Consider the following 13820-nt stretch of genomic DNA (forward strand, 5'->3'; position numbering starts at 1 on the left):
CGAGACCGGGGCTTCCATAAAATTCTGAGAGAGTGAGTCAACAAGCCGCAGGCAGGCTCTATGCGCTGGCCTTGAGACGCCGACGGCGTTGCACACTGGAAGGAATATTGAGGCTTTCGCGGTACTTCGCGACGGTGCGCCGGGCGATCTCGACGCCGAATTCGGTCAGGATCTCGACGATCTGGTCATCCGACAGGACTTTTTCGCCCTCTCCGTCGATCAGCTGCTTGATACGATGGCGCACTGCTTCAGCGGAGTGGGTGTCGCCTCCACCCGTGCCCGGAATGGCCGCCGAGAAGAAATATTTCAGCTCGAACAGGCCGCGGGGGGTGCCCATATACTTGTTGGATGTCACCCGGCTGACGGTGGATTCATGCATCTCGATGGCGTCGGCAACCTGTTTGAGGTTGAGCGGGCGCAGATGCGCGACCCCGTGGGCGAAGAAAGCGTCCTGCTGGCGCACGATCTCACTGGAAACCTTGAGGATGGTGCGGGCACGCTGGTCCAGCGACTTGATCAGCCAGGAGGCATTCTGGGCACATTCGCTGATGAATTCCTTCTCGCGCTCGCGCATCGGCAGCGTACTAACCTCGGCGTAATACGCCTTGTCCATCAGGATCTTTGGCAGCGTGTCGGAATTGAGCTCGACGGCGAACATGCCGTTCGGCATTTCGCGCACGAAGACGTCAGGGGCAACGGCGATTGTCGTTCCACCGGCAAAGGCAGAGCCGGGCCGGGGGGTGAGCGTCCGTAGTTCTGCGATCATGTCGCGCACATCGTCCTTGTCGACACCGCAAAGCTCGCAAAGCTTTTTGATGTCATGTTTGGCGACAAGGTCGAGGTTTTCCAGCAATGCCTGCATGGCCGGGTCGAACCGGTCCTGTTCCCTGAGTTGCAGGGCGAGGCATTCTTCCACCGTGCGTGCCATGACCCCTGTTGGCTCGAACCCCTGGCAGAGCTCCAGAACAGCCTCGACATTTGCTGTATCGGCCCCCAGGGCCCCGGCAACGCTCTCCAACTCGACCTTGCAGTAGCCGGCCTCGTCGGTTTCGTCGATCAGGCGGGCTCCGATCAGCTGGTCAGCCTGTGACAGGCCCGACATGGCAAGCTGGTCATGCAGGTGTTCATGAAGGGATTTTTCAGACGAGAGAGAGCCCTCGAAATCATAATCTTCCCCGGAAAAGCTGCCGCCGCTGCCCGCCTGTGACCAGTCCGTCTGGGCTGACGGCCCGGATGTCTGGCTGGCGGTTTCGCCAGTGTCGGAGGTCGTGCCGCTCTCGTAAAGGTCCTCGCCCGGCGCATCCATGGCTTCGCGCGCTTCATTCAGGCCGGAGCTGTCATCGAGAGACAGTTCATCACTGCGGGAGGCGGGGGCCTCCTTGTCGGGTGAATAATCATCGCCGTCACCGGCCTCGCCGCGCTCAAGCAGCGGATTGCGTTCGATCTCGGCTTCGATGAATTCGGCCAGTTCGACATTCGACAGCTGGAGCAGCTTGATCGCCTGCTGCAGTTGCGGAGTCATCACCAGGGACTGGCCCTGGCGCATGTCGAGGCGTTGTGAAATGGACATCGGCGTTACGCTGCGAACCGTTCGCCCAGATAGACCCGGCGCACATCCTCGTTTTTCAGGACATCTTCCGGGGCGCCTTCGAACAGCACACCGCCATCATAAATGATTGATGCCCGGTCAACGATCTGGAGTGTCTCTCGCACCTGGTGATCGGTAATCAGCACGCCAAGGCCGCGCTGTTTGAGATAACCGACCAGATCGGAAATGTCCGACACGGCGAGGGGGTCGATACCGGTAAACGGTTCGTCCAGAAGCATGAAACTCGGTCTTGAGGCGAGTGCACGGGCAATCTCGACACGGCGGCGTTCACCGCCTGACAGGGATGTCGCAGACTGCGTCCGCAGGTGCGTGATGTGCAGCTCGTCCATCAGGGCATCGACTTCCTTGCGGCGGGCGGTCCTGTCCTTCTCGACAAGCTCGACCACGGAAAGGATATTTTCCTCCACAGTCATGCCCCGGAAAATGGAGGCTTCCTGCGGAAGATAACCGACACCCAGCCGGGCGCGCTGGTACATGGGAAGCGTGGTGACATCTGCCCCATCTATCGTGATCGTGCCGTCATCGGCACCGATCAGTCCCATGATCATGTAGAAGCAGGTTGTCTTGCCGGCCCCATTCGGGCCGAGCAGACCCACAACTTCGCCGCGCTGGAGAGATATGGAAACGTCCTGCACAACCTGGCGCTTGCCAAAGGACTTGGCGAGTCCGGTTGCTACAAGGCCATCGGCCGTATCGGTCATTTCCGTTGTCCTCCCACTGCTGCGCGGTTTGCGCTGCCCGGCGCCGTATCTAGGCCAACAGGCTTAATATCCGTTTAGACGGACCGGTCTAATTTGACGCTTCCGCGTTTTCGCCCTCTTCGGTCTGGTTCGGATTGATATTCATCTGGACCTGTCCGGAGCCGCCATCAAGGACCGTGCGGCCTTCTGAAAGCTGCATCACCAGGCGTTCCCCGGTTGCCACATCCTCTCCGCGGATCAGGACGACATTCCCGGTCAGGGTAATCGTATCCTGAGCGGCATCATAGACGCCATTATCACCGGTCGCCTTGAGTTCCGGGGTGACATAGAAGACCTCTCCAACAGCTTCCATGCTGGATATGTCGCCAAATCCGGAAAGTCCGGTGGTCTGGGTTTCGCCTGAGCCTGAATAGTTCAGCGTAACGCGGTTGGCCCGCAGGCGTGCATCGCCCTGCATGATGTCGACACTGTCAGTGAGAATAACCTGACGCTGTTTCTCGACGACCTCACTGCGGTCGGCGTTGACGCGGATCGGTCCACCCTCGCCAGAGATCTGTGCCGTGGCCGGCGTGGCTGCGACAAGCCCGATAGCGGCTGCTGCGATCCAGGTTCTATTCTTCAACGCCTTGCTCCTCATTGCCGGGCTCATTGCCGGCCTTGCTTGTAGTCCCGCTGCGTTCGCCGGGGGTGATGGTCATCTCTACATTGCCCGAGCAATAGACCCTGTCACCTTCTTCAATGATCTCATACGTGTCACAGCGCACATCGCCAAGGGGGCCAGAGCCCTGGAGCGGGTCTATCCCCTCCACTCGGCCTTCCGTAATGAAGACTTTTGCTGAAGTGGAATCGAAGCTGTAGCCCTTGGCATTCTCGACCTGCACGTCCTCATAAAGGTCGAGGGTCTGTGCATCCTGATCGTACAGGCCGCTTGGCGCGGTGATCTGGGTGCCGTCCTCGGTCAGCAGTTCCGGGTTCTCCAGTTCGATCCGGTCGCCGCCCCCGGTCTGGCGTTGTGCGGTGGTTGCGGTAATCACGAAAGCCTGCCCGGTAGCATCCCGTCCGGTAAAACGCGGATTGACCATGGTGACGACTTCATCACGCGACAGTTTTTCGATGGCGCCGGGGGAGGTGGAGAAAGCATTGGCGGTCAGATGGCCGATCATGATCCCGGCTGAAATGGCGGCACCGGCCGTAAAGGCGAGACGCATCATTGAAACCATGGACGAGCGCTGGCGCGCCTGCGCAAGCGTCATCTGGCGGCGGGGTTCCCACACACTCAGGGCGTGTTCTGTTTCAGCCGAAACTTCCATGTCCCCGTATTTAAGGTGGATTGTGGTTTTTTGATAGCGGCGAGGTCAGGATTTCTGCCTGACCGGAATGCTGTTCCGGAAGCTTAGCTATGCGCGAAGATGTCGGTGTCTTCCCAGCCTTCCAGGTCGAGTCTTGCGCGGACCGGCAGGAAGTCGAAGCAGGCCTGCGCCAGGCCGAGACGCCCTTCGCGCTTGAGCATGGCTTCAAGCCCTGTCTTGACCTCGTGCAGGTGCAGGACGTCATTTGCGCAGTATTGCAGCTGCGCATCGGTGAGTGTCTCTGCGCCCCAGTCCGAGGATTGCTGGGCTTTCGACATGTCCACGCCAGCGATCTCGCGCGAGACATCCTTCAGGCCGTGGCGGTCTGTATAGGTGCGGCTGAGCTTCGAGGCGATCTTGGTGCACCAGACCGGCGCACAGTCGATGCCGAGCCAGTGCTTCATCATGGCGATGTCGAAGCGGGCAAAGTGAAACAGTTTCAGGCTGTTCGTATCAGCAAGGAGCGCCTTCAGGTTCGGGCAGTCGAAGTCGCGCTTCAGCTGGACGACATGCGCGCTGCCGTCTCCGGCTGAAAGCTGTACGACGCAGAGGGCATCGCGGAACGGGTTGAGGCCCATGGCCTCTGTGTCGACGGCGATTTCGCCGCCAAGGTCCAGCCCGGCGGGCAGGTCGCCCTTATGGAGTGTGATATTGTTCATGCCTGACGCCTTTAGCCAGTTTGTGGAATTACGCAAATATCGTGGTGCAGGCGGAGTGGATTGTCGAGCCATGAGCCGGGCCTGCCGTGCCCGCGCGCACCGCGCAGCACTTTTGCCATTCGCCGCATGGACAAGGCTTGCAAGGCGTGATGAAACGCGCGCAATCTGTAGAAATGGGCCTTAACAGCGAGGTTTGCATTCCATGTCCAAGGGTCTGGTAACCATATTTGGCGGCTCCGGTTTTATCGGGCGTTATGCTGCACGTGCACTGGTGCGCGAGGGGTGGCGTGTCCGGGTTGCCGTGCGCAAACCACACCTTGCTGGAGATGTGAAACTGGCCGGCCCGCCCGGATGGGTCGACCTTGCGCAGGCCAATATCCGCAACCGCCTGTCCGTCGAGCGGGCCGTCGAGGACGCCGATGTGGTCATCAACCTGGTCGGCATCCTGATCGAGAAAGGCCCGCAGAGCTTTGAGGCGACGCAGCGTGACGGCGCGATCAATGTCGCTGAAGCGGCTGCGAAAGCAGGCGTGAAGCGTTTCGTCCAGATGTCGGCCATTGGTGCGGACGAAGACGCAGAGTCGAATTATGCCCGCACCAAGGCTGAGGCTGAAAAAGCCGTGCGAGAGGTCTTCCCCGAAGCGGTCATCCTGCGCCCATCGGTCGTGTTCGGCCCTGAGGATGACTTCCTCAACAAGTTTGCCAGCATGGCCTCCAGCCCGATCTCGAACGTGCTTCCGTTCCTGCCCGCAATTGGCGGTGGCAAGACGAAACTGCAGCCGGTCTATGCCGGCGATGTCGCCGATGCGATTGCGGCGGCAGCCACGCGCGACGATGTTGAGGGCAAGACCTATGAGCTTGGTGGCCCGCGGGTCTACACCTTCAAGGAGCTCTACGAGATCATCTTCGAAACGATCGACCGGAAGCGCTATTCCCTGCCGCTGCCGTTCTTCATTGCCAAGCCGCTGGGGCTGACCTTCGGCGCGATCTGGAGTGTGCCGCCAGTCTCGTTCGGTTTTCTCGGCCCGGCCCCGATTACGGGCGACCAGGTCGAGATGCTGAAGGCCGACAATATAGTTGCCGAGGATGCGCTGACGCTCAGTGATCTCGGTGTGCCGGACATCGAAAGCGTCGAGGCCATCGCGCCCAGCTATCTCTGGCCCTACCGCGCCTATGGTGAATTCCACCAGAAGGGCGATGCCTGACCGGCTGTCCTGACGAAGCGGCCTACCCTAATCGGTATCGGGGCCTGAAATCTCCTCAGTGTCCGGCGTAATGATGTACTGGATCGGATAGACCACGCCTTTCCGGCGAATGGGTTTGCCATCCTGCATTTTCGGTTCGAAACGCAACGTCTGGATGGCGGTACGGGTGGCGTCAACAAAGCCCGGGTGCGTGCAATCGACCTGCACGCCTGGCTCAACATAGCCTTTCTCAGACACATCAAACGTGCCCTTGCACTTTGCGCCGATGCCTTGTTCGGCCAGCTCGATCGGGTATTCGGGGACAGGCGGTTCTATCGGCTGGGGCTGGCTGTCGGCTGCGCTGGGCAGTGCCATGATGGATGCTGTGGCAATAGCTGCCCCGGTCGCAGCGATTCCGCCTGTGGTCTTCATGGGGTTCTTGATGAGGGTCATGGAAAGATCCTTTGCGATGCGTTTCAGTTGCATCCGGTGCGAGCGGCGCAGATAGGCGTCGACAAAAGTGCGCACGGCATGGCTGGCAGTGATGCCCTCGGACTTGCAGGCCGCCTTGAACGCCTCTTTCTTCGAGTGAGGCAGGCGGACTTCCAGCGTGTCCGATTTCTTTTCCTTGCGTGTTGTCTTCATCAGATATCCCTGCGTGTCGCCCGGACCTTTCCAGAGTGGCGTTGCACGGTCTGATTGAAACCGAAATCCTGTCCGGTCGCCAGATATTTCGTGTCCGGACACGCGAATTGCTGGTCTGGATGTAATGGATGCTCTGAGGGCTAGCCTGCGGCCATGTAGGGAATAAGCGCGATGAGCGCGATGCCGAGAATAATGCGGTAGATCACGAAGGGCAGGAAGCTCATCTTTTCCAGGAGGGCCATGAGTGCCCAGATCGAGACGAAAGCCGAGACAAAGCTGAGCGCTGCAATGATGAGCCCGTCTGTCAGGGGGATGGTCAGCTCTCCGGGGTCGGCTGTGGCGAGCTTCAGGCAGGCATAACCGCCGGCCATCATCAGGACGGGCACCCCGCATAACATACCGAAGCGGGCCGCCTCCACGCGCGACAGGCCGAGGCCGCGCGCAGCGGTCATGGTGATGCCTGAGCGGCTCACCCCTGGAATGAAGGCCAGCGCCTGGGCCAGCCCAATGAGGACGCCATCGCGAACCGTCATATCGGCCTCCGTACGGTGACGTGGGCCGCGCGCATCGGCCCACCATAGCAGGAGGGCAAAGAATATGGTTGCCGCCGCAATCATTTCGACGCTGCGCAGTATGCCCATACCGGGGAGGAATTCGTAGGCCAGGCCGGCCAGCACGGCAGGCGGTGTTGCTATCAGGATCAGCAGGGCAAGCCATCCCGACGATGTCAGCCGTCCATCCTGGCGGCCTATGCCGATCAGTTCGAAGGCGCCCTTGATGGCCCGGGCCGTGTCGCGCCGGAAATAGGCAAACAGCGCAAAAAGTGTCCCCAGGTGAGCCATGGCGTTCACCATCAGCTCGTCCTCCCCGCCGACGCCAAAGAGGTGCGCTGTCAGCAGGACGTGCGCAGAAGAGGAGATGGGCAGCCATTCAGAAATGCCCTGGACGACGGAGATAATGAAGAGCTGGAAGAGTGACATGTTACCGGATGAGCTGTTGTGGCCGGGCCAGGGCCCCTGTCTGGCACGGTTCGCCTGTCGACGCACGCATTCACAAAATATCAATATGATATGTAATGAATTTGCGTTTTTGATAATACGGCGCTATATTATAGAAGATCAGCGCCAGTATATATCATTTTGATATTTTAGGGCGCATTTTTCCCTTGCGCTCTGCTTGAGGCGAGCGGATAAGGCACAGTATTGCAACGTTAAGGACGTTTCCATGGCCAGCCGTATGCTGAAATTCACGAATATCGACCCCGCCATGCCGGAAAAGCGTGACGCGAAAGCGCGCACGCAGGACTTCCATGAGATTTATGGAGACTATGCCCAGCAGGTGGCCGAAGATCAGGCCGGGCGGTGTTCGCAATGCGGCGTTCCGTTCTGCCAGCAGGGCTGCCCGCTTTCCAACAATATTCCTGACTGGCTGAAGCTGGTCGCCGAAGACCGTATGGAAGAGGCCTATGAGGTCTCTGCGGCCACCAACAACATGCCGGAAATCTGTGGCCGTATCTGTCCGCAGGACAGGCTGTGCGAAGGCATATGTACGGTTGAGCAATCTGGTCACGGCACGGTGACGATCGGGGCGGTCGAGCGCTATATCACCGATAATGCCTGGGAGCAGGGCTGGGTCACCCCGATCAAGCCCCCGCGTGAGCGCGATCAGTCGGCCGGTATCATCGGAGCCGGGCCTGGCGGACTGGCGGCGGCTGAGCAGCTGCGCCGCAAGGGCTACCAGGTCACCGTCTATGACCGCTATGATCGTGGCGGTGGCCTGCTGATCTACGGCATTCCGAGCTTCAAGCTGGAGAAGGAGATCGTCGAGCGGCGCATCAGGCGTCTCGAGGAGAGCGGTGTCACGTTCGAGTTCAACACCTCAATCGGTGAAGAAAAGACCCTGTCCGACCTGCGGGATGCGCATGACACGCTGCTGATCGCGACGGGCGTCTACAAGGCGCGTGACCTGAAAGTGCCGGGCATCGGCTCGACCGGGGTTCATGCTGCGCTGGATTTTCTCACGACCTCCAATCGCAAGGGCCTGGGCGACAAAGTGCCGACCTTCGAAGACGGCACGCATAATGCTGATGGACGCCGTGTCGTCGTCATTGGTGGTGGTGATACCGCGATGGACTGTGTGCGTACCGCTGTGCGCCAGGGCGCGAAATCCGTCTCCTGTCTCTACCGCCGCGACCGCGCCAACATGCCGGGCTCGCAGCGTGAGGTGGCGAATGCAGAGGAGGAGGGTGTCGTCTTTGAGTGGCTCGCTGCGCCCGAGGCCATCCTCGACAATAATGGAGATGTCAAAGCTGTCCGGGCCTCCCGCATGAAACTCGGTGCGCCGGATCCGTCCGGGCGCCAGTCCCCGGAGAAGACGGGTGAGACGTTCGACCTCGAGGCCGACATGGTCATCAAGGCACTTGGGTTTGACCCGGAAGAGCTTCCGCAGCTCTTTGGGGAGCCGGCCCTGACGGTCAATCGCTGGGGCGCGATCAAGGTTGATTTCAAGACGATGGAGACAAGCGTGGCCAACGTCTTTGCCGCGGGTGATATCGTGCGCGGCGCCTCGCTCGTCGTCTGGGCCATCAAGGATGGACGCGACGCGGCTGAAGAAATGCACAAGCGCATGAAGCAGATGGCCCGCGAACGCGCGCCTGAGCCTGTGGCTGCGGAGTAGGCCGATGGCTGACTTGTACAAAGGCAAATGTCATTGCGGTGCGGTCCAGTACCAGGGGCAGGGAAAGCCGCACCTTCATGTGTGCCATTGCTCCGATTGTCTGGGCTGGAATGGCGGCCCGTTCATTGCTGCAATGTTTGACAAGGGCATCACGCTCCAGACCGCTGATGCGGTGAAGTGGTATGAAAGCTCCGAAGTTGCTGACCGCGGTAGCTGTGCGACGTGCGGCACAGTTCTGTTCTATCGCGGGAAGGGCGGAGAAGTCTCTTCTGTGGCAGCCGGTACACTCTCTGACCAGGCAGGATTGCCCGATATTGGCGAGCATATCTTCATTGATGAAAAGCCCGCCTATTACGATTTCAAGGATGACGCGCCGCGCCTGACCGGCGCAGAGGTCATTGCCAATTTTCAGGACGACCAATCATGACCGACACAATCGAAAAATATCTCATCGAGCGCCAGAAGCTGATCGACGCGCATGCCTATGACCCCGAATATGAGAAAGACGCCTGTGGTGTCGGTCTCGTGGCGGCCATGGATGGCAAGCCCCGGCGCGAAATCGTCGAGATGGGTATCAAGGCGCTGAAGAATGTCTGGCACCGTGGTGCCGTCGACGCTGATGGCAAGACAGGCGACGGCGCGGGTATCCGCATCGAGGTGCCGCAGGACTTTTTCCGCGAACAGGCCGAACGCACAGGCCACAATCCCACCGATGACCCGATCTGTGTTGGCCAAATCTTCCTGCCTCGCACCGATCTTGCGGCCCAGGAGGCTGCACGTGCGATTGTGGAGACAGAAGTTCTTCACTTTGGCTTCTACATCTATGGCTGGCGCCAGCCGCCGGTCGATACCAGCATTATCGGCCAGAAAGCAGCTGATACGCGCCCCGAGATCGAGCAGGTCATGTTCCGCGACTCGCGTGATCGCAGTTCTGACGAGCTGGAGCGTGCGCTCTATCTTTGCCGCCGCCGTATCGAGCGCAAGGCGCGCGAGGCGGGCATACCGGGCTTCTATATCTGCTCGCTCAGCCACAAGTCGCTGATCTACAAGGGCATGTTCCTCGCCGAGGATATCGACCGCTTCTATCTCGACCTCCAGGATGAGCGCTTCGTGTCGCCCATCGCGATCTATCACCAGCGCTATTCGACCAATACCTTCCCGCAATGGTCGCTGGCCCAGCCTTTCCGCATGCTCGCCCATAATGGCGAGATCAACACGCTGCGCGGCAATCTGAACTGGATGAAGAGTCACGAGATCAAGATGGTCTCCGGCGCGTTCGGCGATGATGTCGAGGACGTGAAGCCTGTCGTGCCGAAAGGGCAGTCGGACTCCGGCGCACTCGATGCCGTGTTTGAAATCCTGTGCAAGGCCGGGCGGGCTGCGCCGATGACGAAGGCGCTTCTGATTCCTGAAGCCTGGTCGAAGCGCGCCTCAATCATTCCGGACAATCATGCCGCCCTTTATGCCTATTGTAATTCCGTCATGGAGCCGTGGGACGGGCCGGCCGCCATCTGTGCCTATGACGGGCGCTGGGCAATTGCCGGGCTGGACCGCAACGGCCTGCGCCCACTGCGCTATGCGTTGACTTCGGATGGCATTCTTGCTGTCGGGTCTGAAACCGGCATGTGCCCGCTGACCGGCCATGATGTCGTACGCCGCGGCCATGTCCGCGCGGGTGGCATGATTGCCGCGAACCTTGAGAATGGCCGCTTCTACGAGCATGACGAGATTATTGACGAGCTGGCTGCCGAGCACCCTTACGACAAGTGGCTGAAAAACGTTAAGGAGCTCGAGGAGGACATCATCCAGGGCGAGGAGCCGCGCCTGTTTGACAAGGAGGGCCTGCTGCGCCGTCAGACCGTGGCCGGGTTCACGCTGGAAACGTCAGAACTCATTCTCGCGCCCATGGCGGAAACGGGCAAAGAGGCCATCGGCTCGATGGGCGATGACAGCCCGCTTGCCGTGCTGTCGAGCGAAGCGCGGCCTCTCTCGCACTTCTTCCGGCAGAATTTCAGCCAGGTCACGAACCCGCCGGTCGACCCGCTGCGCGAAGACCGTGTGATGTCGCTGAAGACGCGGTTCAAGAACCTCGGAAATATTCTGACCACGGACGAAACCCAGCAGAATGTCTTCGTGCTGGAGAGCCCCTTCCTCTCGACAGGTATGTACCACCGTCTCATGGAGACGCTGGGCGAGGGCGTCGAGCATATCAACTGTACGTTCAGGCTGAAGGATGTACAGGGTGATGGGCGTGCCCTGAAAGAGGCGCTGTCTCGCATCCAGGCGGAGGCCGAGGAAGCCGTCCGCGCCGGGCGTGAGCACATCGTGCTGACGGACGAGCATCAGGGCGCCGACGATATCGCCATCCCGATGATCCTCGCGACGGGGGCGGTGCATTCGCATCTCGTTTCCCAGGGGCTGCGGACATTCTGTTCACTGACGGTGCGTTCAGGCGAGTGCCTGGACACGCATTATTTCGCGGTCCTGGTCGGTGTCGGGGCTACCTGTGTGAACGCCTATCTCGCACAGGAAGCAATTGCAGATCGTCATGCCCGTGGCCTGCTCGGCGATGAGCCGCTGTCGGTCTATGTACAGAACTACAAGAAAGCGATCGAGGCGGGCCTTCTGAAGATCATGTCCAAGATGGGCATCTCGGTCATCTCGTCGTATCGCGGCGGGTATAATTTCGAGGCGCTGGGCCTCTCGCGGGCGCTGGTGGCAGACTATTTCCCCGGCATGACCAGCCGTATCTCGGGGATCGGTCTTGCCGGTCTGGAGGAGAATGCGGTGGACCGCCACGAGGTCGCCTTCGATGAGGATGTGATCTCGCTGCCAGTGGGCGGTTTCTACAAGCTGCGCGCATCTGGTGAACCCCACGCGCTGGATGGCAACCTCATCCACATGCTTCAGGCGGCTTGTGACCGTGGCGACTATTCCCTGTATGAGAAATATGTCGAGGCACAGTCCAACCGCCATCCGATCCAGCTGCGGGACCTGATCGACTTCAAGACCAAGTCACAGACATCCATCCCGCTGGAACAGGTCCAGTCGGTCAATGAAGTGCGCAAGCGTTTCGTGACGCCCGGCATGTCGCTTGGGGCCCTGTCGCCGGAAGCTCACGGCACGCTGAATGTCGCGATGAACCGGATCGGTGCCAAGTCGGTCTCCGGCGAGGGCGGGGAAATCCGCGAACGCTACCGGCCACTGCCGAACGGCGACAACATGAACTCCGCGGTCAAGCAGGTCGCTTCCGGACGCTTCGGCGTGACGGCGGAATATCTCAATGAGTGCCGTGAGGTCGAGATCAAGGTCGCACAGGGGGCCAAGCCCGGGGAGGGCGGCCAGCTGCCGGGTTTCAAGGTGACGGAAATGATTGCCAAGAACCGTCATGCCACGCCGGGCGTGACGCTGATCTCGCCACCGCCGCACCACGATATCTACTCCATCGAGGATCTGGCCCAGCTCATCTATGACCTGAAGCAGATCAACCCCGAGGTGCGCGTCTGCGTGAAGCTCGTTGCCCAGTCCGGCGTCGGTACGGTTGCCGCTGGTGTGGCCAAGGCCAAGGCAGATGTCATCCTGATCGCTGGCGGTGTCGGCGGGACGGGGGCAAGCCCGCAGACTTCAATCAAGTATGCCGGCCTGCCCTGGGAAATGGGGCTGGCCGAAGCCCACCAGGTGCTGTCGCTCAACAATCTGCGCAACAAGGTTACGCTGCGCACGGATGGCGGGCTCCGGACAGGCCGCGATATCGTGATGGCGGCGATGCTGGGGGCTGAAGAGTACGGGATTGGTACTGCTTCGCTCGTGGCGATGGGCTGTATCATGGTGCGTCAGTGCCACTCCAACACCTGCCCTGTGGGCGTCTGCGTTCAGGATGAGGCGCTGCGCCAGAAATTTACTGGCACGCCGGACAAGGTGGTCAACCTGATGTCCTTCATCGCAGAGGATGTGCGCAGGATCCTGGCCAGCCTCGGCCTTTCCTCGCTGGACGAAGCGATCGGGCGGACAGACCTGTTGAGCCAGGTCAGCCGGGGCGCGTCCCACCTTGATGACCTCGACCTCAATCCGCTTCTGGTGAAGGTCGAGACGAATACGCCTGTGGTCTATAACCCGTCCCACCGCACGGAAGTCTGGGAAACGCTCGATGCGCAGATCCTGCGTGACGGCGAGCCTTTCTTCACGCGCGGGGAGAAGATGCAGCTCGAATACGATGTGCAGAACGTACAGCGCTCCATCGGGGCGCGGTGCAGCTCGTCCATCGTGCGCAAGTTCGGCGAAAAGGCACTTCCCGAAGGACGCTTGCGGGTGCGCCTGACAGGCAGTGCCGGCCAGTCGCTCGGGGCATTCTCCGTGCAGGGGCTCCTGCTTGATGTCTATGGCGATGCCAATGACTATGTCGGCAAGGGGCTTTCCGGCGCGACGATCCAGCTGCGGCCGAAACGTGATGCCCAGCTTGAGGCGTCCGAGAACACGATCATCGGCAATACCTGTCTCTATGGTGCCACCTCCGGCCGGCTTTATGCGGCCGGGCAGGCGGGCGTGCGCTTCGGTGTACGCAACTCCGGTGCCGAGGCTGTTGTCGAAGGCTGTGGCGCGAATGGCTGTGAGTACATGACGGGCGGGCGCGTTGCGATCCTCGGCCCGGTCGGCGACAATTTCGGGGCCGGCATGACAGGCGGGGTCGCCTGGATCTGGGATCCGGAAGAACGTTTCCAGCGTGTCGCCAACCCGGACTCCATCGACTGGTACACACTGGCCGACATGCCTGAAGAGCATATCGGGCGTTTCCACCTGATGCTGGAAATGCATGCCGAACGCACCGGGTCGGCCCGTGCGAAGAAGCTTCTCGACAACTGGGAGCAGACGCTGGGCGAGACCTGGCTCATCGTGCCCAAGGAAGTTGCCGGCATGATCCTAGGTGAGGACGCTGAGGCGAAAGCCAGCTGAAGCGCGTCTGGCCTGTAGCACCGCCCTTGTAACAATGGGCGGTGCTCC

11 protein-coding genes are annotated in these 13820 nt (G+C 60.5%); 4 read left to right on the plus strand and 7 right to left on the minus strand.

The window, feature by feature from the left end; all coding sequences use genetic code 11:
* Window positions 1–58: 58 nt before the first annotated feature.
* The 5 genes from rpoN to Q1K31_RS00515 form a co-directional block, all read right to left on the minus strand.
* Window positions 59–1570 (minus strand): RNA polymerase factor sigma-54, encoded by a 1512-nt coding sequence (gene rpoN / locus Q1K31_RS00495; RefSeq protein ID WP_300375552.1) that lies wholly within the window; start codon window positions 1568–1570, stop codon window positions 59–61.
* Between the two features lie 5 nt (window positions 1571–1575).
* Window positions 1576–2310 carry an LPS export ABC transporter ATP-binding protein gene (lptB, locus tag Q1K31_RS00500; protein WP_300375554.1) on the minus strand — a complete coding sequence of 245 codons (735 nt, stop codon included), beginning with the start codon at window positions 2308–2310 and terminating at the stop codon, window positions 1576–1578.
* Between the two features lie 88 nt (window positions 2311–2398).
* The gene (locus tag Q1K31_RS00505; protein ID WP_300375557.1) at window positions 2399–2932 is read right to left on the minus strand and encodes an LptA/OstA family protein; all 534 of its coding nucleotides are present in this window, start codon (window positions 2930–2932) and stop codon (window positions 2399–2401) included.
* Complete coding sequence (lptC, locus tag Q1K31_RS00510; protein ID WP_300375559.1) at window positions 2922–3620, minus strand: LPS export ABC transporter periplasmic protein LptC; 699 nt, start codon at window positions 3618–3620, stop codon at window positions 2922–2924. Before lptC ends, Q1K31_RS00505 begins: the two co-directional genes overlap by 11 nt.
* A gap of 83 nt (window positions 3621–3703) precedes the next feature.
* Window positions 3704–4318, minus strand: coding sequence for a ribonuclease D (locus Q1K31_RS00515; protein ID WP_300375561.1), 615 nt, complete (start codon window positions 4316–4318; stop codon window positions 3704–3706).
* Window positions 4319–4520: 202 nt separating this feature from the next.
* On the opposite strand from Q1K31_RS00515, the gene Q1K31_RS00520 reads away from it, so the two are divergent.
* Window positions 4521–5522, plus strand: coding sequence for a complex I NDUFA9 subunit family protein (locus Q1K31_RS00520; protein WP_300375563.1), 1002 nt, complete (start codon window positions 4521–4523; stop codon window positions 5520–5522).
* A gap of 27 nt (window positions 5523–5549) precedes the next feature.
* Here the strand turns inward: Q1K31_RS00520 and Q1K31_RS00525 are convergent, their stop codons facing one another.
* Both Q1K31_RS00525 and Q1K31_RS00530 read right to left on the minus strand, forming a co-directional pair.
* Window positions 5550–6146 (minus strand): energy transducer TonB, encoded by a 597-nt coding sequence (locus Q1K31_RS00525; RefSeq protein ID WP_300375565.1) that lies wholly within the window; start codon window positions 6144–6146, stop codon window positions 5550–5552.
* Window positions 6147–6286: 140 nt separating this feature from the next.
* Window positions 6287–7126: an undecaprenyl-diphosphate phosphatase gene (locus Q1K31_RS00530; protein ID WP_300375567.1), complete on the minus strand. Its 840-nt coding sequence runs from the start codon at window positions 7124–7126 to the stop codon at window positions 6287–6289.
* A gap of 244 nt (window positions 7127–7370) precedes the next feature.
* On the opposite strand from Q1K31_RS00530, the gene Q1K31_RS00535 reads away from it, so the two are divergent.
* From Q1K31_RS00535 to gltB, 3 genes are read left to right on the plus strand one after another with little or no spacing between them, the layout of a single operon-like run.
* Window positions 7371–8822: an NAD(P)-dependent oxidoreductase gene (locus Q1K31_RS00535; RefSeq protein ID WP_300375569.1), complete on the plus strand. Its 1452-nt coding sequence runs from the start codon at window positions 7371–7373 to the stop codon at window positions 8820–8822.
* 4 nt (window positions 8823–8826) lie between these two features.
* The gene (locus Q1K31_RS00540) at window positions 8827–9249 is read left to right on the plus strand and encodes a GFA family protein (protein ID WP_300375571.1); all 423 of its coding nucleotides are present in this window, start codon (window positions 8827–8829) and stop codon (window positions 9247–9249) included.
* Window positions 9246–13772 (plus strand): glutamate synthase large subunit, encoded by a 4527-nt coding sequence (gltB, locus tag Q1K31_RS00545; protein WP_300375573.1) that lies wholly within the window; start codon window positions 9246–9248, stop codon window positions 13770–13772. The genes Q1K31_RS00540 and gltB overlap by 4 nt, the downstream gene beginning before the upstream one ends.
* Window positions 13773–13820 lie beyond the last annotated feature (48 nt).

This window comes from Henriciella sp., from assembly GCF_029936995.1.
Lineage (GTDB): Bacteria > Pseudomonadota > Alphaproteobacteria > Caulobacterales > Hyphomonadaceae > Henriciella.